The organism is Pseudomonas sp. fls2-241-TYG-175 (assembly GCF_030209155.1).
In the GTDB taxonomy this organism is placed as follows: Bacteria; Pseudomonadota; Gammaproteobacteria; order Pseudomonadales; family Pseudomonadaceae; genus Aquipseudomonas; species Aquipseudomonas viridiflava.
On record NZ_JARVSO010000028.1, the window covers coordinates 14,689 to 39,112 of the forward strand.

General features: G+C 59.6%; 20 protein-coding genes. 13 read left to right on the forward strand and 7 right to left on the reverse strand.

The features are described from left to right. Positions 1-162: 162 nt before the first annotated feature. From QRN20_RS19740 to QRN20_RS19765, 6 genes are all read left to right on the forward strand, one after another. Entirely contained in the window at positions 163-777 is a 615-nt protein-coding gene (locus QRN20_RS19740; protein ID WP_029243056.1) for a c-type cytochrome, read from the forward strand. A gap of 164 nt (positions 778-941) precedes the next feature. Continuing rightward, positions 942-1,589, forward strand: a complete 648-nt coding sequence (locus QRN20_RS19745; protein WP_029243055.1) for a thiol:disulfide interchange protein DsbA/DsbL — start codon at positions 942-944, stop codon at positions 1,587-1,589. A gap of 9 nt (positions 1,590-1,598) precedes the next feature. Further along, a complete protein-coding gene (locus QRN20_RS19750; RefSeq protein WP_004887642.1) occupies positions 1,599-2,474 on the forward strand; it encodes an endonuclease/exonuclease/phosphatase family protein in 876 nt (291 codons plus the stop codon). Beyond that, positions 2,471-4,561: a GGDEF domain-containing protein gene (locus tag QRN20_RS19755; RefSeq protein ID WP_088234268.1), complete on the forward strand. Its 2,091-nt coding sequence runs from the start codon at positions 2,471-2,473 to the stop codon at positions 4,559-4,561. The genes QRN20_RS19750 and QRN20_RS19755 overlap by 4 nt, the downstream gene beginning before the upstream one ends. 94 nt (positions 4,562-4,655) lie before the next feature. After that, positions 4,656-5,435, forward strand: coding sequence for an N-acetylmuramoyl-L-alanine amidase (locus QRN20_RS19760; protein ID WP_088234269.1), 780 nt, complete (start codon positions 4,656-4,658; stop codon positions 5,433-5,435). Positions 5,436-5,518: 83 nt separating this feature from the next. Next, positions 5,519-7,135 carry an EAL domain-containing protein gene (locus QRN20_RS19765; RefSeq protein WP_029243052.1) on the forward strand — a complete coding sequence of 539 codons (1,617 nt, stop codon included), beginning with the start codon at positions 5,519-5,521 and terminating at the stop codon, positions 7,133-7,135. A gap of 399 nt (positions 7,136-7,534) precedes the next feature. Here QRN20_RS19765 and QRN20_RS19770 read toward each other — a convergent pair whose 3' ends face one another. Continuing rightward, complete coding sequence (locus tag QRN20_RS19770; RefSeq protein ID WP_096767830.1) at positions 7,535-9,322, reverse strand: KinB sensor domain-containing domain; 1,788 nt, start codon at positions 9,320-9,322, stop codon at positions 7,535-7,537. Positions 9,323-9,332: 10 nt separating this feature from the next. Beyond that, a complete protein-coding gene (algB, locus tag QRN20_RS19775; RefSeq protein ID WP_004887656.1) occupies positions 9,333-10,679 on the reverse strand; it encodes a sigma-54-dependent response regulator transcription factor AlgB in 1,347 nt (448 codons plus the stop codon). A 197-nt stretch (positions 10,680-10,876) separates the two neighbouring features. On the opposite strand from algB, the gene QRN20_RS19780 reads away from it, so the two are divergent. The 6 genes from QRN20_RS19780 to QRN20_RS19805 all read left to right on the forward strand — a co-directional run bounded on the left by QRN20_RS19780 (position 10,877) and on the right by QRN20_RS19805 (position 16,759). Further along, positions 10,877-11,722 carry a BON domain-containing protein gene (locus QRN20_RS19780; RefSeq protein WP_025996453.1) on the forward strand — a complete coding sequence of 282 codons (846 nt, stop codon included), beginning with the start codon at positions 10,877-10,879 and terminating at the stop codon, positions 11,720-11,722. A 233-nt stretch (positions 11,723-11,955) separates the two neighbouring features. Next, complete coding sequence (locus QRN20_RS19785) at positions 11,956-12,240, forward strand: hypothetical protein (RefSeq protein ID WP_025996452.1); 285 nt, start codon at positions 11,956-11,958, stop codon at positions 12,238-12,240. Between the two features lie 60 nt (positions 12,241-12,300). After that, positions 12,301-12,465 carry a DUF1328 domain-containing protein gene (locus QRN20_RS19790; protein WP_002555679.1) on the forward strand — a complete coding sequence of 55 codons (165 nt, stop codon included), beginning with the start codon at positions 12,301-12,303 and terminating at the stop codon, positions 12,463-12,465. Positions 12,466-12,467: 2 nt separating this feature from the next. Beyond that, positions 12,468-12,932 carry an inhibitor of vertebrate lysozyme family protein gene (locus tag QRN20_RS19795; protein ID WP_004887662.1) on the forward strand — a complete coding sequence of 155 codons (465 nt, stop codon included), beginning with the start codon at positions 12,468-12,470 and terminating at the stop codon, positions 12,930-12,932. A gap of 634 nt (positions 12,933-13,566) precedes the next feature. Then, on the forward strand, positions 13,567-14,898 hold the full coding sequence (gene gltP / locus QRN20_RS19800; protein ID WP_122522461.1) for a glutamate/aspartate:proton symporter GltP: 1,332 nt from the start codon (positions 13,567-13,569) through the stop codon (positions 14,896-14,898). Between the two features lie 619 nt (positions 14,899-15,517). Further along, the gene (locus QRN20_RS19805) at positions 15,518-16,759 is read left to right on the forward strand and encodes a spore maturation protein (protein WP_029243049.1); all 1,242 of its coding nucleotides are present in this window, start codon (positions 15,518-15,520) and stop codon (positions 16,757-16,759) included. 4 nt (positions 16,760-16,763) lie between these two features. On the opposite strand, the gene QRN20_RS19810 is transcribed toward QRN20_RS19805, so the two are convergent. The 5 genes from QRN20_RS19810 to QRN20_RS19830 form a co-directional block, all read right to left on the reverse strand. After that, positions 16,764-17,945, reverse strand: coding sequence for a DUF5924 family protein (locus QRN20_RS19810; protein ID WP_029243048.1), 1,182 nt, complete (start codon positions 17,943-17,945; stop codon positions 16,764-16,766). A gap of 99 nt (positions 17,946-18,044) precedes the next feature. Beyond that, positions 18,045-19,424: a M16 family metallopeptidase gene (locus QRN20_RS19815; protein ID WP_285361041.1), complete on the reverse strand. Its 1,380-nt coding sequence runs from the start codon at positions 19,422-19,424 to the stop codon at positions 18,045-18,047. 57 nt (positions 19,425-19,481) lie between these two features. Beyond that, positions 19,482-21,134, reverse strand: a complete 1,653-nt coding sequence (locus tag QRN20_RS19820; RefSeq protein ID WP_029243046.1) for a Na/Pi cotransporter family protein — start codon at positions 21,132-21,134, stop codon at positions 19,482-19,484. 400 nt (positions 21,135-21,534) lie between these two features. Beyond that, a complete protein-coding gene (locus tag QRN20_RS19825; RefSeq protein WP_088234272.1) occupies positions 21,535-22,284 on the reverse strand; it encodes a TerC family protein in 750 nt (249 codons plus the stop codon). A 71-nt stretch (positions 22,285-22,355) separates the two neighbouring features. After that, positions 22,356-23,663 carry a CitMHS family transporter gene (locus QRN20_RS19830; RefSeq protein WP_029241378.1) on the reverse strand — a complete coding sequence of 436 codons (1,308 nt, stop codon included), beginning with the start codon at positions 23,661-23,663 and terminating at the stop codon, positions 22,356-22,358. 322 nt (positions 23,664-23,985) lie between these two features. Between QRN20_RS19830 and QRN20_RS19835 the strand changes: the two genes are divergently transcribed. After that, entirely contained in the window at positions 23,986-24,387 is a 402-nt protein-coding gene (locus QRN20_RS19835; protein ID WP_088234273.1) for a GFA family protein, read from the forward strand. The last annotated feature ends 37 nt before the right edge of the window (positions 24,388-24,424 follow it).

Genomic DNA, 24,424 nt, shown 5'->3' on the forward strand with positions numbered 1-24,424 from the left:
GTCATCGGGCTTCAGGGCAGTTGTCACAGGGTCAAAGGCGATGCCGCTGCGCTGTGTGGAACGTGCAAGGACAGCAGTGGCCAGGATTTGCCGACTATCCTTCTGGATACGCAAGTCACGGGCTACCCGACTTTTCACCCCCTTGGCTGATCGGATGACCTGATGAACAAACTATTCGTGAGTCTGCTGCTGGCGCTGGGCATCTGCGCCGCTTCCAAGGCTGCCGACCCGGTGGGCGACGCGTCCGCCGGACAGGCAGAAATCGCGGTATGCGGCGCCTGTCACGGTCCGGATGGCAACAGCCTGGCGCCCAACTTCCCCAAACTGGCGGGCCAGGGTGAGCGCTACCTGCTCAAGCAACTGCGCGAGATCAAGGACGGCAAGCGTGTGGTCGTGGAAATGACCGGCATGCTGAACACTCTCACCGATCAGGACCTTGCGGACATCTCCGCTTACTACGCTCGTCAGAAAGGCAGTGTCGGCGCTGCGTCCCCGGATCTGGTCGCGCAGGGCGAAGCCTTGTTTCGGGGCGGAAGGCTGGATCAGGGTCTGCCCGCCTGCACCGGCTGTCACTCGCCGGATGGCAGCGGCAATGTCCAGGCAGGTTTTCCTCATCTTGGCGGCCAGCATGCCGATTACATCAAGAAGCAGCTGACGGCATTTCGTGAAGGTGACCGGACCAATGATGGCGATACGCAAGTCATGCGTGCCATTGCTGCCAAACTGAGCACCCGGGACATCGAGGCGCTGGCGCACTATATTCAGGGCTTGCACTGAGCGGCCGTGCTTGTCGGGGTGACTTGATTCACGTCGTCTGCAAAAAGGGCCACTACGGCTGCCCTTTTTTGTGGTCGCCAGCGTTACACTAACGAACTCAGGCTTTCGCGTTCGGTCGAAAAGACCGTCGCTTGAAGGCGATTCAATCTGCCCAGGAGTAAAGCATGCGTAATCTGATCATCAGCGCCGCACTGGTTGCCGCCAGTCTGTTCGGTATGTCCGCTCAAGCTGCCGAGCCTGCTCAGGCAGGCAAGCCGCAATACGTCGAGCTGAGCAGCGCTGTGCCTGTTGCAGTACCAGGCAAGATCGAAGTTGTGGAGCTGTTCTGGTATGGCTGCCCGCATTGCTACGCGTTCGAGCCGACCATCAATCCATGGGTTGAAAAACTGCCGTCCGACGTAAACTTCGTCCGTATTCCTGCCATGTTCGGTGGCCCATGGGATGCCCACGGCCAACTGTTCATCACGCTCGATACCATGGGCGTCGAGCACAAGGTTCATGCGGCGGTATTTGATGCGATCCAGAAGGGTGGCAAGCGCCTGACCGACAAGAACGACATGGCTGATTTTGTTGCTACACAGGGCGTGAACAAGGACGAGTTCCTCAAGACATTCGATTCCTTCGCTGTGAAGGGCAAGATCGCGCAATACAAGGAACTGGCCAAGAAGTACGAAGTAACCGGCGTTCCAACGATGATCGTGAACGGCAAGTACCGCTTTGACCTCGGTTCTGCCGGTGGTCCGGAAGCCACCCTGCAGGTGGCCGACCAGTTGATCGCCAAAGAGCGGGCGGCCAACCAGGCGGCGAAGTAAGCGCCGGTCATGGGCCGCTGGGGCGAGGGCACAAAGCGAGTCGTTGGCCTGCATGATCCGCGGGTCAACGAACATCATCTGAGCAAAAGTGGTCTGCCCGAAGACGGCAGGCTGCGATTGCTCAGTTTCAATATCCAGGTCGGTATCAGCACCGAGCGGTACCGGCACTACCTGACGCGCAGCTGGCAGCACCTGCTGCCGCACGTCGGGCGGGCAGGCAACCTGAAGAAGATCGGCGATCTGCTTCATGATTTCGATCTGGTTGCCTTGCAGGAAGTCGACGGCGGCAGCATGCGCTCCGGCTTCGTCAACCAGGTCGAGCACCTTGCCCAGCTGGGTGCCTTTCCTTACTGGTATCAGCAACTCAATCGCAACCTTGGCCGCTTCGCTCAGCACAGCAATGGCGTGCTGAGCCGTCTGCGTCCCGCCAAGATCGAAGACCACCCGCTGCCCGGCCCTGCCGGACGTGGCGCGATTCTGGTGCGCTTCGGCGAGGGTGACGATGCGCTGGTGGTGGTCATGATGCACCTGGCCCTCGGCACGCGAACCCGAACGCGACAGTTGGCCTACATCCGTGAACTGATTGGCGGCTATCGTCATCAGGTGCTGATGGGCGACATGAACACCCACGCCAATGACTTGCTGGAGCATTCGCCGCTACGGGATCTGGGCCTGCTGGCTCCACAGATCGAAGCGACGTTCCCCAGCTGGCGGCCACAACGCTGCCTTGATCATATTTTGCTCAGCCCGACCCTGACACTTGAGCGCGTACAGGTGCTGGCTCAACCCATTTCCGATCACCTGCCGGTTGCTGTCGAGATTCGCCTGCCTGCTTCACTGTGTGGGGACTCGCTGCCTGTGCCCTCTGGTGGAAGCCTTGCATGAGCGACGACGCGGAGCGTTGGAGAGAGAAGTACCTCAAGGGAATCGAACAACAGGACAAGCTTGAAAAGCGCTGGGATGCGCGGCTCGACCTGTTGCGGCGAGGTCTGGTGCGAAGCAGTCTGGCGGCAGAAGGCTCTGACCGTGCTGTCGACGAATGCATGAAGGAAATGCGCGAAATCGTGCGCAAGGACGATATGGATGCGGGCCTTGCGGCCTTGATTCCGCGTCTTGAAAAAGCCGTGCTGGATTCCGAGCACCGGCGCGAAGTCCGGGTCGGTCAGATCAGCTCCGCCCTGACCGCGCTGGTGACGCAACTGCAAGCCCTGCCGCTGCCGCGCGACGTGCGCAAGCCGCTCAAGCGGTTTGCCAAAGACCTTGAAGAGCGGGCCTCGCAGGCACGCGAGCTGCCGTTGCTGCTCAGTGAACTGAGCGGCCTGCAAGGCAAGGCACTGACCCAGCTGGAAAAACCTGAAGAAGGCCATCGACCCGGGTTGCTGGAGCGTCTGTTCGGCTCACGGGATGAGCATGGCGAGGCTCAACCCCATCCCGATGCTGTCATACCTGCCGAAACGCCGTCTTCTTCCGATCATGAGCGCGATGCCCCCCACGCAGAACAGTATGCACACGAGGATCCGGAGCCCGGAGCACCCGTTGAGCGTTCGGTCGAGCCTGCGCAAGTAGTCGCTGTCGCTCCACACGATGCGCCGGCAGTCGCTGCCACGCCTGAGCCTGTCGCTGTCATACCTTCCGAGCCGCCAGCGCAGGCGCTTGACGTTGAAGAGCCTGCAATCAGTCAGGCTGCCGAGCCGGTTCTTCCACCGATTGATGCAACACCATCTGCCCCGATGGTCGTCGTGCCTGTGGCCGAGCTCATGCTCGACAGTGATATCGAGGGCATGCTGACGCCGACGCCGAGCGTGCCTTTCCAGCAGTTACCGGTGCCAGTCAGCGAGCATGAGGTGCCTGAAGAGGACGCTGACAGCGATGTTGATGAGCAGGCCGAAGACGATGGCTATGCCCTGCCCTCTGCGCCCGAACCGAGTTACAGCTCGGTGGCCGCACACATCGAAGAAACCTTGTTGGGGCTGCTTGCCGACCTGACGCTGTCCGAGCACTACCGGCCTCAGGTCGAGGCCATGCAACTGCGGCTCAGGCACGGGTTAAATTGGTACGAACTGTTGCCAATCCTGGATGATCTCGCCGTGCTGATGCTGGCGATCAACAACGGCGGGCAGCAGGAATTCGGTACTTACCTCAAGCAACTGAACGAGCGACTCGAGTCCTTTCAGAGCCACCTGCAGGCGGCCAGTGAAGACCATGCTCAGGGCGAGTCTTCGGTTCGCGACCTCAACGAGCAACTGCGCGAGCAGGTGGGCGGATTGCAGAGCAGCGTTCAGGACGCGTCCGACCTGCCCAGCCTCAAGCTGGTGCTGGACAATCGCCTGGAAGGCCTGCTCAGCACCATGGACGACTACCAGCGCAAGCGTGATACGCGTGAGCAGGAAGTCGCGTCCCGCCTGCAAAGTCTCGCCGCCCGGGTCGCGAGCATGGAGCAGGAAGCGCTGGGCTTTCGAACCAACCTTGAAGAGCAGCGGCAGAAGGCCCTGATCGACCCGCTCACGGGGCTTGCGAACCGCGCGGCCTGGGCAGAGCGACTCGAGCAGGAAATGATCCTCTGGCAGCAGCACAAGGACAGTTTGCTGGTCGGCATCCTGGATCTGGACCATTTCAAGCGGATCAACGACGGCTACGGGCATCTGGCGGGCGACAAGGTGTTGAAGATCGTCGCCAGCGTTCTGAAAAAACGCCTGCGGCCAGGTGATTTTCTGGCCCGTTTCGGTGGCGAAGAATTTGTGGTGCTGATGCCGGCCACGCCTGTCACCATAGGTCTGCAATTGCTGAACGAACTGCGGGAAACCGTCGAACTCTGCCCGTTTCACTTCAAGGGCGAGCGCGTGACCATCACGGTCTCCATGGGCGTGACAGCGTTTCGCTCCGGCGAGCGCAGTGAAGTGGCTATCAAGCGCGCCGATCAGGCGCTGTACCGGGCCAAGGAAAACGGCCGGAACAAGGTCGAACAGGGCTGATGCGCTGTTCCGGACAAACAGCTGTCATAGCCCATGAGCTATTGGTGCACGGTTTGTTATGATGTTGCATTAATCGCGCACGTAGTCTGATCCCATGAAGTTGTACCTCGCTGCTTTTCTCCTGATTGCCCTGACCGCCTGCTCCAGCGGCCCAAGACTGGACACCAGTCATCCCTCGGCAAACTTTGACGGACGTATTCAATACGTTGTCATGCATTACACCTCCGCCTCACTCGAGCGGTCCCTGCAATTGCTGACCCACGGCGAGGTCAGCAGCCATTACCTGATCAGCGATGACGCCTCTGCAACCATCTACAAACTCGTCGATGAAAGCGCTCGCGCCTGGCACGCGGGTGAAAGCGAGTGGGATGGCCGCACCTGGCTGAACTCGAGCTCCATCGGCATCGAGATCGTCAATCCGGGGTACACCGAAACGCCGACAGGCCGTCTGTGGTATCCGTACACCGAGGCGCAGTACCAGTCGATCAAGGTGCTGCTCAAGGACATTGTCAAACGCAACAGGATCGAGCCGAAACACATCATCGGACACAGCGACATCGCACCGGCGCGCAAGATGGATCCGGGGCCATTGTTTCCCTGGAAGCGACTGGCCGCAGACGGCCTTGGCGTCTGGCCCGACGAACGGCTGGTGGCGCAGCGTCAGGCGCTGATGATGAACAACCTGCCAACGATCGGCTGGTTCCAGCAGCAACTGGCACGCCTGGGTTACACAACACCTCAGACGGGTGAGCTGGACACCGCCACACGAGAGGTTATGGCCGCTTTCCAGATGCATTTCCGGCCAGAGCGTTTCGACGGCGAGCCAGATGCGCAGAGCGCTGCCATCCTGCAGGTCCTCAACCGCGCGAACTGAGCGCAGATCCGGCCCGTTCTTTCGACGGGCCAACTCCGCGCTTGTTGCTATAACTGATGGGTACTCTCTCTGAGTATCCACCGATGCCGATTGCGTCACCGCGTCTTCGAACGACCCTTTCCCGCCCTTGGCTGCTGGCATTGCTCGCAGCCTTGCTCAGCGCGGCCGTGTTGCTGACGGGCAGTCTGATGCTGGCCTTGCAGCAGGCGCGGCAGACCGAGAGTCAGCAGATGAACGCTCAGGGCGAGCGCTTTCTGGTCAGGCTCGAGCAGCTGTTTGGCCAGTTGCAGTCGGGGCTGGACCAGCTCGAGCATCAACCGTTGCGACGTTGCAGTCCGGAGATGCTGGGGCGTCTGCGAGAGGTCATTTCCAGCCACCGCTTTATCTACGAAGCCGCTTATGTCGGCGATGCCCGCGCCTGCTCAAGCTGGCCGCGAAAAACGCTGCTGGCGGAAACCCGAACGCCCGACATTCGGGGGCCTACGTACGACTACTGGCTGAACACCTCGGCCCAGCCGGACGATAACCTGGCGGCGCTGGTGATGGGGCGTGGCGACTTTCGGGTGTCCACGTCGCGTGGTCATCTGACGGATGTCGTCGATCTTCCTGTCGGGGGCAGTCTGCTGGTGGTTCTTGATGACGCAGCCCGCGCGATACCAGTGCTTGGCCCCGCACAGGTGTGGCCTGTTCCGGGTTGGAAGGCGCACGGCAGCGAGCCGCTGATCACCACGGCCACGCAATTGGTCTACCGCATGGCCACCCAGAGTCCGGAGTATCAACTGGTGCTGATCACGCCGCGTACCGGTCTGCGCGACGACATGACCGGCGCCTGGTGGCTGCTGGTGCCCGCCAGCCTGCTGATATCGCTGTGCGTCGGGGCGCTGGTGTTTCAAGTGCTGCGTCAGCGCAAATCGCTGGGGGCCGAGCTGAACCGTGCGCTGCGTCGTGGCGAATTGAAAGTTCTGTATCAACCTATCTTCAACCTCGATACCAGGCTGTGCGTGGGGGGCGAGGCGCTTGTGCGCTGGCATCGGCCGGACGGCACGGTAACCAGCCCTGATCTGTTCATTCCGCTGGCTGAAAACACGGGCCAGATACGCCAGATCACCGACTTCGTGCTGCAACAAACACTGGAGCAACTGGGGCCTTTGCTGCGCGCCAATCCGCACCTGTACATCTCGGTCAATCTGGCGGCCTGCGACGTCATGTCGGCGCGCATCGGGCGCATCACTGCCCGGTTACTGGCGTTGCACAAGGTGTCTGCACGGCAGATAGCGTTCGAGGTCACTGAGCGGGGGCTGATCGATGCGGTGGTGGCGCGCAATCATTTGCAGACGCTGCGTGATCGCGGCCATCAGGTGTTGATCGATGACTTTGGTACCGGTTACTGCAGTCTGGCCTACTTGCAGACACTGCCGGTGGATTGCCTGAAAATCGACAAGGCCTTCATCGATGCGCTGGGCCACGATGCTGCCAGCAGCGGTGTGGCACCGCATATCATCCGTATGGCCCATGCCCTGCAGCTCAAGGTGATCGCCGAGGGCATCGAGTTCGAATCCCAGGCGGCGTTGCTCAACAGCGAGGGGGTGATCTACGGTCAGGGCTGGCTGTTCGCCCGACCCCTCACCGCCGCCGCGTTTGCCGAGCGGGTGACAGGCGGCCGCCGCAGCGCGGCAAGGCGCAGGAATGACGTGGCGTGAGGTGTCATCAAAATGCACCGCCGATCAAACAATCCATAAATCACTGAAAAAGCGCTATATCTGTGGGAGGCGCCACCACGTCTTCGACGTAGCGCTGTCGCGCAGCAAACTCAGTGGGAGCGGACTTGTCCGCGAATGCAGTATTTCAGCCACTGCATATGCGTCGGATGTACCGGCCTTTTCGCGGACAAACGGAACGCCGCCCGGTCCGCTCCCACAAAAACGTGTTCATCCAGCAGATTACAGGTTGTTTGATAAGAGGCGATCTGCAGGGAATCGGCAGCAAAACCTGCACACGAGGTGTGTCAGATGCAATCTGGGGCCGCTGCGCAGCCCATCGCTGCCGTCGTAACCCCCGAGAGCTGCAGAAGCAGGTGTGCGTGCATTTCACGGTATTGGCTAAAGCGGCAGCGCCATGTAGAACTGCGTGCCCTGCCCTGGGCGCGAATAGACGCCCATTCGGCCGCCGTGCAGCTGGACGATCTCCTTGCACAACGCCAGTCCGAGTCCTGCTCCGCCTTTCTTGCGTCCGACCTGCACGAAGGGCTCGAAGATCCTCGCCTGTTGACCGTAGGCAATGCCTTCGCCGTTGTCTTCCACGCTGATAACAGCGCGTTCGCCATGACGTTTGGCCTGTAGGCGGATCAGGCCGTTTTCCGGGGTATGACGCAGGGCGTTGTCGAGCAGGTTGTCCAGTACCCGCTCCAGCTGGGCCTGGTCGGCATGCAGGCGCGGCAGGGTTTCGTGAATGTCCAGCATCAGAACGATGCCCTGTTCCTGAGCCTGTTCTTCGAAGCGCGCCTTGGCCTCCTCCAGCAGCGCTTCGATGGAGCAAGGCGCCAGCTTGAGCTTCTGCAGGCCATTCTGATAACGCGAAAAATTCAGCAGGTCGTTGATGAGCTGCATCAGGCGCTGCATTTCTTCGGTAACTGTATTGAGCAGGTCCGCTTCACGGGATTCGGGCGCGAAATGCAGCCTCTCCTGCAGCAGACCAAATGCCATGTGCATGCCCGTGACCGGCGTACGCAGTTCGTGTGAAGCACGCAGCACGAACTCACTGCGTACACGCTCGAAAGCACGTTGCTCGGTGACGTCGTGCAAGACCATCACCGCGCCAAGGATGTGTCCTTTGGTGTGGCTTACCGGCGTCATGCTGTAAGTAAGAAGGCGCGATTCGCTGTCGATCTCGATGGCGAGGTCTTCCGGGGCGCGCTCCAGGCTGCCGCCACGCAGAATCAGGTGCAATTGCTCGTCCAGTTCGGGATGGCCCATCGCTTCGCCGAGCCCTTGTCCGAGTCTACTCTCGTCCCAGCCAAGCTGACGCTGGGCCACAGGGTTCAAGTGTTCAAGGCGGCCCTGCCGGTCGATCATCAGCAGGCCGTCGTCGATGCTGTCCAGCACCGCTTGCAAGCGTTGCTGGCCTGCCAGCAGTTCATCGACATTGGTCGCCTGATGCTGGCGCAGCGCCTCGGCCATGATGCCGAAGCGTCGGGTCAGCAGATTCATTTCAGCCGCTGAAGAGATTGGCAGCGTGACTTCATAGTTGCCCTGCCCGATGCGGTCGGCGGCCTTGGCCAGCGCTTCGATGGGTGCGCCGAAACGGCGGGCAATGCCGTGTGCCGTTACAAAACCGATGCACAGCACAGCCAGCCCGACCAATCCCAGAAGGCCCGCGATCCACAGCGCACGTTCCCGAGAGTTGATCTCGGCGTTGCTGATGTTTTCCAGCGCCTGCCGATGAATGTCCAGCAGGCCGTTGCGCAACTTGTCGAAGCTGGCGCTGAGCTCGGGGGTTCCGCGTATGCCGCGCGGGTCGTCGCCCAGGCGCTTCCAGTCGTCAATGAAACGCTGATAGTCGTCTCGAGTCTTTTCAAACGTGCCCATGACCGTCAGCCGGTTGTCACCGACGGCGCTCTGATCCAGCAGATGCTTGAACTCTTCCTGGGATGCTCCCAGCACCGCCTCGTCATGCTGCGAGCCGGTCATCAATGCCAACTGGTCACCCAGGTTTTGCCGCAGTTTTAGCCCCGTATCGAGAATGGCGAAGTTGTGCTGGATCAGCGATTCCTGGGTTCTGGCCATCTGCATGACGCTGACCAGGCCCAACAACAGACCCAGCAATGCCACGGTGATAAGGGCTGAAATACTCAGGAACAGTCGAGTGCGCAACTTCATGGCCAGTTTCATATGCGCTCAATCACAGGTTGTACTGTTTGCGTTTTCGATAAAGCGTCGAGGCATCGATACCCAATGTCTTCGCTGCTTGATCGAGTGTGTCGCTGGTCGCCAGAACGGCGCCGATGTGGGCTTTTTCCAGCTCGTCCAGGCTCAACGCAGCACCGACGCGAGGCGCGTTGTTGGCCGGTTGTTCCGCCATGCCCAAGTGGCTGATTTCCACCCGCTCCTGCGGACAGATGATGCTGGCCCGTTCGATGACGTTGCGCAGCTCGCGGATGTTGCCCGGCCAGCGGTAATTGAGCAGTGCCGCACGCGCCTCTTCGCTGAAGCCGCGGGCCGGACGCGCGTATTCCTTGACGAAGCGGGCCAGAAAACGGTCCGCCAGGGTCAGGATATCTTCGCTGCGCTCGCGCAAGGCAGGCAGGTTCAGGGTGATCACGTTCAGGCGATAGAGCAGGTCTTCGCGGAAACGGCCACTGCGCACCATGTCTTCCAGATTCAGGTTGGTGGCGGCAAGGATGCGTACATCGGCACGTCGGGTGACTGGGTCGCCGACACGCTCGTATTCCTTGTCCTGAATGAAACGCAGCAACTTGGGTTGTAAAGTAAGCGGAAAATCGCCGATCTCGTCGAGAAACAGGGTGCCGCCATCCGCTTGGTTAACGCGACCGAGCGTGCTTTCGCTGGCGCCGGTAAAGGCCCCGCGGCTGTGACCGAACAATTCGCTTTCCATCAGTTCGGCAGTGAGCGACGGGCAGTTGATGGTCACGCAGGATTTCTTGGCCCGCTTGCTCCAGCCGTGAATCGCGCGCGCCAGCTCTCCCTTACCGGTGCCTGACTCGCCGAGGATCAGAATGTTGGCGTCGGTCACGGCCACCTGACGGGCCGTTTCCAGAATCGCCATCATCGACGGGCTGTGGGAGTCCAGGCCGTCCTTGGGTTTGCGAATCTCCCCTTCCAGCGCTTCCAGGCGAGCCGACAGCTGCCTGACCTCAAGCTGTTTGGCGGTCGCCAGTCGCAGCTGGTCAGGGCTGCAGGGTTTGACCAGGTAGTCGGCCGCGCCGGCCTGAATGGCATCAACCGCTGTGTCCACCGCCGAATGGGCGGTCACGATGACCACGCGCATCCATGGCGCCTGAACCCGCATCTGTGCCAGCACATCCAGGCCATTGTCTTCGCCCAGGCGTAAATCGAGAAAGCACAGGTCGAATACCTGGCGTTGCATCAATGTGTCCGCCTGCGCTGCGCTGTTGGCAGTGGCGACACTGTAGCCTTCGTCTTCCAGACAGTACCGGAAAGTGCGGAGGATGGCGGACTCATCGTCCACAAGCAGAATACGGCCCTGATTCTCAGTGGCTGCTTCCATTTTTCCTACGCTCCTTAGTGAATTGTCTTGGTTAGTCTCGGAATCATCGGGCAAGTTGCATGGTCAATTCTGATTGATTCTGCGGCATGCATGCTAGCGATCTGTTCATCTAATGACGAACAGGCTGATTAATCCGTGTTTATGTCGCTAAAACCGTCTGTTCAAAGACGAAACGCCAACCTCAGAAGGAGAACGCCATGCACTCACTGAAAAAGATCGCGTTGATCACCGCGACCGCTGCGGTGCTGGGCAGCAGCCCATTGCTCGCGCAGGCTCAAGGCGATCTGCCCACCCAGTTGGCTGAAGCGCGTCAGGAAGGTTCGATCTGGACCGCTTTCGCGTTGAACAAGCACCTGAGCCCTTTCAAGATCGATGTGGATGTCGAACAGGGCACCGCGACGCTCAAGGGCAAGGTAGAAAACGAAGTCGACCGCGAACTGGCCGAGCGTATTGCGCTGGACATCAAAGGTATCGACAAGGTCGATAACCAGCTTGAGACCGACGCGGCCCTCGCCAGTGAGCCCGGCACCAAAGCCAATATGGCTCAGCGCTTTGAAGACGCCACACTGGTGGCGACTGTGAAGTCCAAGCTGCTGTGGAGCAGCGTGACCGAGGCACTGAACATTGATGTGGACAGCAAGGATGGCGTGGTCACGCTCAAGGGTCGCGCCCAAAGCCCGGAAGCCAAGGAGCTTGCAGGCAGCCTCGCCAGCAACACGGATGGGGTTGTCAGCGTCAATAACCTCATCAGCCTGAGTGCGGCGGACTCCATCGCTGCCAAGACCCAGCCGCAGAACCTCAACCCTGTCGAGCAACTCAGCGACGCCTGGGTCACCAGCAAAGTGAAATCCAGCCTGATCTACAGCCGCAACCTCGACGGTCTGAACATCAAGGTCGATACCAAGGAGGGTCTGGTAACGCTTAACGGTGTGGTGGCCAACTTCGCCGAAAAAGAGCTGGCGGTCGAGATTGCACGCAACATTCGGGGCGTGAAAGGCGTAAACGCCGACGCCTTGAAAGTCATGGCTCGCAGCGCAGGTTGATAATCGGCGGCGCGGCAGTCGCTGCGCTTCGTGCAGAACGCACGATTGCAAAGGTGCAATCGTGCAGCTTGCTCGCAGGCCCTCTTTTAAAAATCTTTCAACCTGTTGATTTTATTGGATTTATTTGGCATCTGAAAACTGGCATGCAGTCTGCAATATCCCTTTCAACGAAGGCCGGTACATACGGCCCATACGATTGATCGAATGCCCCAGGGGGCGGAGGGAGTTTGCGGATGAACAGCCAGCGTATCGCACAGTTGCGTATCTCCCCTCTGCACGTACAGCAAGGTCTGTTTCTGCTTCTCGCCCTGCTCGTCACCCTGATCGCCATTCAGCAGTTCCAGCGTTGGTCTCAGGCCAACGAAGCGACTGAAACCAGACAGCAAATCATTCACAGCAGCGTCTCGTATCGGAGCGTCAGCGCTCCAGCGGCCCAGAACACTGCATTGAGCCTGCGCCCTGTAGAGGGTGTCATCTCTTCGAATGACGTAGCGCCGCAGCAAAAATGGGTCTTCTGATCCGACTTGAAATGACTGCATCCAATACATTCAAACAGCTGTAAAAAAAGGAGTATCACCATGTTGAGTTGGGCTATCACGTTTCTGATCATCGCCATTGTCGCTGCAGTACTTGGCTTCGGTGGTATCGCCGGTACAGCTACAGGCATCGCCAAGATCCTGTTCGTTGTCTTCCTGGTGATGTTCGTTGTTTCGTTCTTCTTCGGTCGTCGCGGTCGAGGCTAACGATGCATACGTCGCTCCGTGCGCTGGCTGCCGCCCTGTTGATGGGCGGCAGTGCTGTGGTGATTGCCGCCAATGATGGTCAGGCGCGTGTAAACGAGTTGCTGTCTTCAGCGCCCGAATACCGCCAGACCTGGGCGAAGGTTGTGAAGAAGGAAGAGCGACTGCCCGACTGGGTGATCAATCTTTCTGGCACTTCCGAGCAGATGACGGCAGTGACCGAGGATGGTGATCCGTATCTGGTGGGTCCGCTTTGCGAGACCGCCGATACGTGCAAAAGCAAGCGCCTGATCGTGGCTTTCAGTCTCGACAAGGAAGATGCCTACGCAATGCTGGTTGAAGTGCCCGCCGGTCTGCCTGCGGACAAATCGCCAACGCGTCATGCCACCTACCGGTACCTGGGCAAGCCCGACGAGGGCATGCAGCAACTGCTCAACGAGCAATTGCGCAAGGATCCGAACTGGTATTGATCCAGAGGGGAAGAGCTTGATGGCTCTTCCTTATTGCGCGACCTGAGGAAGGTACGCGCATGACCAAGGGGCCGGGTTGTGTTGATTGAAATGATCGGCGCGACCTAGGGGTACAGGGAGTACCTCCGTTGAGGGCCGGGTCAGGCAAGCAGCCGCACAGTGGAAGGTTCCATGCATCGACGTCGTCGGTCGGGAACTGCCTCACTCGTGCGGCGCTTTACGTATTTGCTGTTTAGTTCAATCCCGGTCAACCGTATATCTATTAAATCCTGTAACAACATCGGTCCGACCCCGCAAAACTCCCCTCCCGATTGTTCGGCCCTCTTTACAACGTAGGCGACGTTTTAGCCACCTTTGCGCCGAATAGCGGCATCCGTCGTGTCGTGAATCAATCCTTTTTGTCGTTTTTGTATGCCGATTTCGCATGAGGTAGTCGTTTACGGCATTAGACGTGGATCCATGTCGTGGGAATAGTTGCGACTTTTTTCGCCTGCTACAGAGCCGGGATGCTCGACTGCGGTGACCTTCTGTGGACAGCCCAAAGGTATCCGCCCCTTGAAAAGGCTGTGGAAAAAGCCCTTTTCAGCGTGTCGGTTTTGGAGTTGCCCAAGCCACTTTCAACAAGGGTAATAATATGAAGAAGGCAAAGCTGAGTCTGGCCTGGCAGATCCTGATCGGTCTGGCGCTGGGTATCGCTGTTGGCGCATTGCTCAATCACTTCAGCGCCGAGAAGGCCTGGTGGATCACTAATATCCTTCAGCCAGCGGGTGACATCTTCATTCGCCTGATCAAGATGATCGTCATCCCTATCGTTGTCGCTTCGCTTGTCGTGGGCATTGCAGGCGTAGGCGATGCCAAGAAGCTGGGACGTATAGGCCTCAAAACCATCATCTATTTCGAAGTGGTCACGACCATCGCGATTCTGGTCGGTCTGGTCCTGGCCAACGTGTTCCACCCTGGCACCGGCATCGACATGAGCACGCTGGGTACGGTCGATATCTCCAAATATCAGCAGACCACTGCCGAGGTCCAGCACGATCACGCGTTCATCGCCACGATCCTCAACCTGATTCCATCCAACATCTTTGCCGCCATGGCGCGTGGCGAGATGCTGCCAATCATCTTCTTTTCGGTGCTGTTCGGTCTGGGTCTTTCCAGTCTTCAGGCTGAAGTACGTGATCCGCTGGTCAAAATGTTCCAGGGCGTGTCGGAGACCATGTTCAAGGTCACCCACATGATCATGAACTACGCACCCATCGGCGTTTTCGCACTGATCGCCGTGACCGTAGCCAATTTCGGTTTTGCTTCGCTGCTGCCGCTGGCCAAGCTGGTGATTCTGGTTTACGTGGCCATCGCCTTCTTCGCCTTTGTGGTACTTGGCCTGATCGCCCGCGCCTTCGGCTTCTCGGTCATCAAACTGATGCGCATCTTCAAGGACGAGCTGATCCTGGCCTACTCCACCGCGAGCTCCGAGACTGTATTGCCACGCGTCATCCAGAAGATGGAAGCCTACGGCGCACCGAAAGCGATCTGCAGCTTTGTGGTGCCGACCGGTTATTCCTTCAACCTCGACGGCTCGACGCTGTACCAGAGCATCGCGGCGCTCTTTATTGCTCAGCTGTACGGCATTGATCTTTCGGTCGGCGCGCAACTGATGCTGGTCCTGACCCTGATGGTGACCTCCAAAGGCATTGCTGGTGTTCCGGGCGTGTCCTTCGTGGTGCTGCTGGCCACACTGGGCAGCGCGGGTATTCCGCTGGAAGGCCTGGCGTTCATCGCCGGTGTAGACCGCATCATGGACATGGCACGCACCGCCCTGAACGTGATCGGCAACGCCCTGGCCGTCCTGGTCATCTCTCGCTGGGAAGGCATGTACGACGACGCCAAGGGCCAGGCCTACTGGGACTCCCTGCCGCACTGGCGCAGCAAGGAATCGGTCCCGCTGGGTAATCCTGCGGTTGAGTGATCGCTGAATGGCAAAAATACAAAACCCCGGATTTCCGGGGTTTTGTGTTTCTACCGATGTTGAAGGGCATGGGAATTTAGCTTTTCAAGTCTTTTGACGGCTAGAATTCGCCGGCACTGAAGCTCAAGCAAGGGCGACGCTTTAGCAGCAAAGTATCGGCGCCAGTGGCAGGATTTACAGTTGGTCGTAGAGAGTGCGTACCACACAGATGACGACAGCGGCCCCCGCCTGAAAGGCAGCATGGCGTTCGTGCTGTTGTGCGGCAAGATCTACAATGGTCTACCAACCGCTACCAGGCGTTGAGATGCAGAAACGAAAAAAGGCACCTTTTGAAAGGTGCCTTTTTCGTATTCGGTGAAACAGATCCGGACACTGCTATGGCTTTCGCCTCGGCCCGCCTTGCGCGGACACCCTTCGATCACTCGTCAGGCCAGGAAGCGCTCGATCTCATCCGGTCAGTCGCTTCGACCCGATCACCGTACGAAAAAACAACGCAGGCGTCAACTTCTGCCTCAAATGGTTGACGACAACCCGCGTGCAAGGCCGAACATGGCCCGCCGATTTCCCTCCAGCCCACCCCGCCGTTATCATCCCCCGCATCTTGTGAAGGACTTATCCGATGCTCAATGGCCTGTGGCTTGGTTTTTTTGTCGTGGCGGCGATTTCCGCGATGGCGCAGTGGCTGGTTGGCGGCAATGCGGGCATCTTTGCGGCGATGGTCGAAAGCATCTTCGCCATGGCCAAGCTGTCGGTCGAGGTCATGGTGCTGTTGTTCGGCACCCTCACCCTCTGGCTCGGTTTTCTGCGCATTGCCGAGAAGGCCGGGATCGTCGACTGGCTGGCCAAGGTGCTTGGACCGCTGTTTTTGCGGCTGATGCCCGAAGTGCCGCCCGGCCATCCTGCGCTGGGTCTGATTACCCTCAACTTCGCTGCCAATGCACTCGGGCTGGATAACGCCGCCACGCCCATCGGGCTCAAGGCCATGCGTTCCCTGCAGGAGCTCAACCCCAGCAAGGACACCGCCAGCAACGCGCAGATTCTGTTTCTGGTATTGAACGCGTCGTCCCTGACCCTGCTGCCGGTGACGATCTTCATGTACCGCGCCCAGCAAGGGGCTGCGGACCCTACGTTGGTCTTCCTGCCAATCCTGCTGGCCACCAGCGCCTCGACGATTGTGGGGCTGCTGTCGGTTGCATTCATGCAGCGTCTGCGGCTGTGGGACCCGGTGGTGCTGGCCTATCTGATTCCCGGCGCGCTGCTGCTCGGCGGTTTCATGGCCTTTCTGGCGACCCTGTCGGCGGCTGCACTGGCGGGTCTGTCGTCCATTCTCGGTAACCTCACGTTGTTTGGCCTGATCATGATGTTCCTGATCGTAGGCTCACTGCGCAAGGTGCAGGTTTACGAAGCGTTTGTCGAAGGCGCGAAGGAAGGCTTCGACGTCGCCAAGAGCCTGCTGCCCTATCTGGTGGCCATGCTGTGCGCTGTCGGGGTGTTGCGTGCCTCAGGTGCGCTGGACTTTGGCCTGGAAGGCATCAGGCACATGGTCGAGTGGCTGGGCTGGGACACCCGCTTCGTCGATGCGCTGCCGACGGCGATGGTCAAGCCGTTCTCCGGCAGTGCTGCACGGGCCTTGCTGATCGAGACCATGCAGACCCAGGGTGTGGACAGTTTCGCTGCGCTGGTTGCCGCAACGATTCAGGGCAGCACCGAAACCACGTTCTACGTGCTGGCGGTGTACTTCGGTGCAGTCGGCATTCAGCGCGCCCGTCATGCCGTAGGGTGTGCGCTGTTCGCCGAGTTCGCCGGTGTAGTGGCGGCCATCTTCGTCTGCTACTGGTTCTTCGGCGCCACCGCCACCTGACGGATTATTGAGCGGGCGTCTCTGGCGCTGCTTCAGTAGCGGGCGCCTCCTGCTTCGGCTGAGCGGGCGCGGATTTTTCAGGTGTCGATTCCGGTGTGGTTTCTTCACCCGTATCGCCACCCGGCTTGAGTTTGATGATCCTGCCGGTCGGGCGTTTGACGGCAGGCTCATTACCCTCGGTGACGTTGAAGCGCAGCACACCGATCATCTGTCCGTCTTCTGTCAGCACCCTCACCTGCCAGCGCCCGACCACGTCCTGCGGGAAATTCTGTTTGTGGGTCCAGGCGCGGTAGCCTTCCTTGCGTCCGCCATGGATGTCCAGGGCGATCCGGTCCATCTCCTTACCGTCATGTCGCCACACGTGATAGATGCGCTCCTCAAGGCCCCGTGGCGCGTTGATCGCGGTGTACGCATACAGGCCGCTCGCGCGCAGCTGACTGGCGCTGATCTGGCGGATGCTGTCGCCCGGTGTACGGTTCTTGTCGTCGAAGTCCGGGCTGACAGCCACTTCGGTCAGCCACAGCGTCGCAGGCGGTACCCAGGAACGCAGCAGCCAGCCCGCGCCGCCCGCCACCACAATCATCGTGATGACCATCAATGCGTTGCGCCAGTTGGTCAGCGGGAAGCTCGACGCCAGGCTTGGAAACGACAGCAGCATCGCGACACCCAGCGCCAGCTTGTAACTCTCGGCGGTGGTTAGGTGCACAATGATAGGCAGCGCGGTGAGCAGCGCCGCGAACAGGGTCAGGGTGTGCAGGGCCATGAACAACCACCGGCGTGGCGCGAGCCATTTGTAGTACAGCGGATCGATGATCGAGATCAGCCCCGCAGCGCCCAACAGCGCCGTGAACACGGCCTGGCCGCTGTTCCAGGTGGTCGTGATGAAAAAGAAAGGCAGGACGAAGAACAGGCTTTCCTGGTGAATCATCTGCGTGCCGTAACGCAGCAGCCCCTGGGGAATCTCTCTCCCGATGGCCTTGTTGAGCATCCCGACCATGGTGTTTTCGACCATCAGCCACAGCCAGCTGATCAGCATGACCACCGCGATCCAGGTGGCCAGACCTTCCTGACGATCCACCAGAATGAAACTGGCAATACCGGAGACGAAACCAAAAGCCGCAATAAGCCCCGGATAGCGTTGCATCAGGTCGAGCACGGGTGTCACAAAGCGGTTCAGGTCAGGCATCTGGGCAGTTCACTCGGTTCAAAACGATCAAAAACCCGCGCAGCATAACAACGCAGCGCGGGTCCCTGTGCGAAGAGGTGCAGTGCACCGGTTCGGCTCTTATTTACGCCGCGCCCGCCAGCGCCACAGCGCCAGCAGGACCACGATCAGGCCCAGCAATGCAGCAATCACCCAGTACAGGCCGTCATAGCTGAGCAGCGGTTTTTCGATACGCATGTAGCCCGGCTGAGCCAACAACTGGCGCATCGCCCGGTTGGCGGTTTCCAGGCTCACGGCCTCGACGCGTTTGGCTGGATCGACAAAGCGTCCGTCCTCGTAATCGTTGATCGCGCCCCAGTAGTAATCGGCCAGTGCGCTGTTGCCTTGAACGGCCCATGCCTGACGTGCAATGGCAGCTTCCTGCAGACGTGCAAAGGTTTCAGGCTGCATGCCGTCCTTCTGCAGACGCTCGACCAGCGCGCGCATTTCCCGCTCGGCTTCATCGGCGTCTTCGCGTTCGACATCGGCATTCAGACTGAGAAAGCCAACATCGCCGAACACTTCGCGTTCGGCCGAAGGACCGTAGGATAGGCCATGCTTGAGGCGTAGCTCGGTGTAGAGCGACCAGTCCAGGTAGGCCTTGACCAGATCCCAGGTCTCATCGTGCTGATCGTCGAGTTCGGGTTCGGTGTAGAACAGATGCAGTCTGGCGTTATCTCCCAGCCCGCCGCGCTCCAGCTCGCGTCGTGGCTCGGCAGAGCCGTTGCTCTCGGCCAGTGGTGGATGATCGATGGGATCGGTCGGGGCCAGCTTGCCGTAGGTGCGTTCAAGATAGGCTGGCAGCAGCTTGTCGAGATCGCCGACCACGATCAGGGTCATGTTGTTAGGAGCATACCAGCTGGAAAAAACCTCTTCGATGTGTTCCAGCGTGATGTTGTCCACTTCAGGACGTTCAGCGCATTTGAGCCCCATTTCTATCGCCAGTTGGCTACTGGCGCCGTGGCTTGAGCCGCGATTATCAAGCAGGCGCTGCAAATGGGAAAAGTGCCCCCCGTCCTCACGCTCGACAATGCGCTTCACATTGTCGAGCCGGTCCTGAGTGAGCTCGGTCTTTGTCATGACGTCCAGCAACAGGTCCAGCACCTTGCGCTGATTACGGGCGGGCGCTTCGAGCACGAAGGTGGTGTCGGTGTTGCTGGTGAAGGCATTCCACTCGCCACCCAGCGCCTGCATGCGCTCTTCCAGACCGCCCTCTCCAGTGTCGTCGATGCCGCTGAACAGCAGGTGTTCCAGCAGGTGCGGCAGTTCCTTGTCCTGACACTGAAAATCATCGAAGCCGATGCCTACCACCAGGCGGATGGCAACGTGGCCTTTTTCGTAACCGGGTTTCAGAAGAACTTGCAGACCATTGGGCAGCAGATAGCCCTCGACCTTGAAGCGGTCAAGGGCGAACGAAGGGAGTGTGACGAGAAACAGACAAGCGAACAGCAGGCAACGCATAACGCAGCTTTCCTTGCGGGCCGGTATGTTTAACAGACTTCGACACTCCCCTTACGTTCATAACGATTGTTCCACTGCGGTTTCGCTGGCAAGCGCGCCGGTATCGGAGGTTTCCAGTACTGCGTAGGCGCTGCTGCAGAACAGTGAGTTGAGGCGCTTCATGTCGGCGATCAGCTCCAGGTGCAGCGAACTGGTCTCGATGCTCTGCACGACTTTCCGCTGCAAACGACTGACATGAGCATGCGCCAAACGCCGTTCCTGCGCCCGAAAACGACGTTTTTCACGCAGCAGTTGGCGGGCGCTTTCTTCGTCGCCGCTGAGAAAGACCGAAAGCCCCAGACGCAGGTTGGACTGCAGCTGGATGTGCAGGTCGGCCAGCTCCTCTAGCCCGACTTCCGAGAACGAGCGACGTTGCGAGGTCTTCTGCTGCTGGATCTTGCGCAGCATGCGCTCGATAAGACCGGCGGCCAGTTCCAGGTTGATGGTCAGCTCGATGATCTCCGCCCAGCGACGATTATCGTGCTCGCCCAGCTCTTCACGCGGCATCTGCGCCAGGTAAAGCTTGATCGCGTTATAGAGCGCTTCCACGTCATCGTTGAGACGACGTACCTCCTGCGTGACGGCGGTCTGTGTGCCGCGCAGCACGGCCAGCATCGAGCCGAGCATGCTTTCGATCAGATCGCCCATGCGCAGCGTTTCGCGTACGGCATTGGCCAGCGCCAGGCTGGGCGTTGCCAGTGCGGTAAGGTCCAGATGGCGCGGTTTGGCCAGGCCGCCGACTTCGTTCTGCTGTGGCAGCAACGCGGTGCACAGGCGTGCCATCGGGCCGACAGTGGGCAGCATGATCAGGCAGCGCGCGGTGTTGTAGATCAGGTGGAAGCCGATCACCAGCTCTTGAGGGCTGAAGCCCAGGGTGTCGATCCAGGCTACGAGCGGATTGAGCACCGGAATGATCAGCAGCAGGCCCAGCAGCTTGTATAACAGACTGCCCAGCGCGACCTGCCGGCCCGCCACGTTCTGCATGCTGGTGCTCAGGAATGCCAACAGGCCGCTGCCGATGTTGGCGCCGATCACAAGACCAATGGCCACGGGCAGCCCGATGATTTCCGCGCCCGCCAGTGTGGCGGTCAGCAGCACGGCCGCAAGGCTTGAATAGGAGATCAGGGCGAACATTGCACCGACCAGCGCATCCAGCAGCAGATCGCCCGTCAGCGACGCGAACAGCACCTTCACCCCTGCCGCCTGAGTAATCGGAGCGGCCGCTTCGACGATCAGTTGCAGCGCCAGCACGATCAGCCCCAGGCCGATACCGACGCGGCCCAACTGCCCGGCTCGGGTCTGCTTGCGCGACAGGAAGAACACCACGCCGAGGAAAATCAGCAGCGGCGACAGCCAGGATAGATCGAAGGTCAGCACTCGCGACATCAGTGCGGTGCCGACGTCGGCGCCGAGCATGATCACGAGTGCTGGCGTCAGCGTCATCAGACCTTGGCCCACGAACGAGGTCACCAGCATTGCCGTGGCGTTGCTGCTCTGCACCATGGCGGTCACGAGAATACCGGCGATGAAGGCCAGCGGACGTTTGGACATGTTCTGGCTGAGCACGCGCCGCAATTGCGCGCCGTAAACACGAAGGATGCCAGTGCGCACAATGTGCGTGCCCCAGATCAGCAGGGCCACGGCGGATAGCAAATCGAGCAGGGTCAGCATACTGAGAGCCCCTGAGGTTTGCCCATACAGGCATTGGATTGAAAGGTGCAGCGTGTAGCGAGCGGGGAAGTGTTTTGTAGCGCTCTACTAAGCTTTAGTCGGCCTTTGGCCTTGACGCCAGCATCGCACAGCCTTGGTTTCATTGAAATAAAAGTGTCATAAATCCCCCTCCCACTGAGTGACGCAGAGTCTCTGGACTGTGGGAGGCGCCACTACGTCTTCGACGTAGCGCTGTCGCGCATCAAACTCAGTGGGAGCGGACTTGTCCGCGAAAAGGCCAGTACATCCGACGAATATTCATCGCCTGAAATACAGTATTCGCGGACAAGTCCGCTCCCACAAAATCGCGTTACTTCAGTGGGTTACAGGTTGTTTGATAAGAGGCGGCTTGTACTTCCAGTCAGCGCCTATCGCTTGAGTCACTCATGGGTTCCTTACGGACAGCCCTTGCCATGCGCATTCGGATATTGATGGTTTCCACCCCCAGCGAAAACGCCATCGCGAAGTACACATAGCCCTTGGGCACGTGCACGTCGAACGCGTCCGCGATCAGGACGGTGCCGACCAGAATCAGAAACGACAGGGCGAGCATCTTCAATGACGGATGCCGATTGATGAAGTCGCTGATGGCGCCCGAGCACAGCATCATCACCAGGACCGCCGTCACGATGGCCGCGATCATGACCGGAATATCGGAAACCATGCCCACGGCGGTGATGACCGAATCCAGTGAGAACACGATGTCGAGAATGGCGATCTGAATGATGGTGTAGAAGAACTGCCCGTTGCCGCCCCTGGGCGTTGCGCCCTCTTCCTCGCCTTCCAGCCCGTGATAGATCTCCTGCGAGCTTTTCCAGAGCAGAAACAGCCCGCCGCAGAACAGGATCAGATCGCGCCCGGAAAAGCCTTTGCCCAGCACCGAAAACAGATCATCGGTCAGGCGCATGACCCAGGTGATGGAGAGCAACAGCAGAATCCGCGTCACCATCGCCAGCGCCAGCCCGACGATCCGGGTGCGTGGCTGCATCGCCTTGGGCATGTGCCCGACGAGGATGGAAATCATGATGATATTGTCGATGCCCAGAACGATTTCCAGGGCGGTCAGGGTAAAAAATGCAGCCCAGATCTCGGGATTGGTCAGCCATTCCATGGGGTGTCCTCAAACATGAAAAAGCCCGCCATCAACCCTCGGGTCAATGGCGGGCCTGTCACAGCCTGAAGTTATAGACTGCTGTAGAGCGGGAAAATCCCCATGACCAGCGCTGCAACCAGAATGCACATGCACACCAGAATCGCCCACTTCAGGGTAAAGCGCTGGTGATCACCGAACTCGATCCCGGCCAGTGCGACCAGCAGGTAAGTCGAAGGCACCAGCGGGCTGAGCAGGTGAACCGGCTGGCCGACGATGGAGGCGCGAGCCATTTCCACCGGGCTGATGCCGTAGTGGGCGGCGGCCTCGGACAGCACGGGCAGTACGCCGTAGTAGAACGCATCGTTGGACATGAAGAAGGTGAACGGCATGCTGACCAGCGCGGTGATGACCGCCAGGTAAGGGCCCAGTGCGTCAGGGATCACGGCCAGCAGGCTCTTGGACATGGCATCGACCATGCCGGTGCCCGACAGGATGCCGGTGAAGATACCGGCAGCGAAGATCAGACCGACCACCGCCAGAACGCTACCGGCGTGAGCCGAAACGCGGTCCTTCTGATCCTGCAGGTTCGGGTAGTTGATGATCATCGCGATACTGAACGCAATCATGAACAGCACCGGCAGCGGCAGCAGACCCATGATCAGGGCGACCATCAATACCAGCGTCAGGCCACCGTTGAACCAGATCAGTTTCGGGCGACGGGCATCCGGAAACTGCGAAACACTGATTTCGCTGTGATCGACTTCGTCGCCTTTCAGGTGCAGTTCACCCAGACGGGCGCGCTCACGTTTGCCGTAGAAGTAGGCAATCGCCAGGATCGCCACCACGCCAGCCAGCATCGCAGGAATCATCGGAACGAAAATGTCCGAGGCATCGACATGCAGAGCACTGGCCGCACGAGCGGTCGGGCCGCCCCACGGGGTCATGTTCATCACGCCACCGGCCAGAATGATCAGACCTGCCATGATGCGCGGGCTCATGCCGACGCGGCTGTACAGCGGCAGCATGGCGGCGACGCAGATCATGTAGGTGGTTGCGCCGTCACCGTCCAGCGAGACCACCAGGGCCAGCACCGCAGTGCCGACCGAGATGCGCATCGGGTCGCCTTTCACCATTTTCAGGATCTTGCGCACGGCCGGGTCGAACAGGCCGGAGTCGATCATCAGCGCGAAGTACAGAATGGCGAACATCAGCATCACGCCGGTCGGCGCCAGCTTGGTAATACCGGCCAGCATCATCGGACCGATCTGCGACGCGAAGCCGCCGAACAGGGCGAAAATGATAGGCACCAGGATCAGGGCGATCAGCGCGCTCAGTCGCTTGCTCATGATCAGGTACATGAACGCAATGACCATGGCGAAGCCAAGGAAAGTCAGCATGGGAATACTCCAGACGTAATACGGCTACAGAACGATGGAAACGAACGAGTCAGCTCAGTAGGAGCGGTACGTGGAGAGGAGGCGCAAGGAGGGTACGGATCGGAAATTCAGCAAGCATTGCAATCACCATTATTGTTGTTAATTGGGCCTGAGAGCGCGTGGAGCGACACCCGGGCTGGCCGGTCTTTTTGCCGGAAGTGAGGCGATGCTAATTGCGCAAGCTTTCACCGACCTTTCAATCGGTGTTTGTGGTCACTTTATTCAGTGTTTGTGGTCACTTTAAGGCGACACGCTTATCGACGCACAACAGGGAGACGCGGTCATGAGCCAGATTCACACCGGCGGCTGCCATTGCGGCAACCTGCGTTATCAGTTCGATGCGCCTCTGGAGGACATCGCCCATTGCCACTGTTCCATCTGCAGACGAACGTCCGGCGGGACGGTCATGACCTGGACCTCCGTGCCACTGGCGTCTTTCCAATGGCTGGCGGGCAGCCCGGCCACCTATGACTCGGGTCCGACCTGCATCCGCTACTTCTGCGGCAACTGCGGAGCCCATACGGCGCTGTTCACCCGCAACAGCCCGCAGGAGATCGACGTGGTCATCGCCACGCTTGACCACCCGGAGCTGGCAGCGCCCTCGCGGCACATCTTCATCGAAAACCGATTGCCATGGCTGCACCTGGACGAGCACTTGCCGGGGCGCGAGGGAGAGCCGGACTAAGTTCGTCTTCGGATATTGATCGTTTCCACGCTACAGC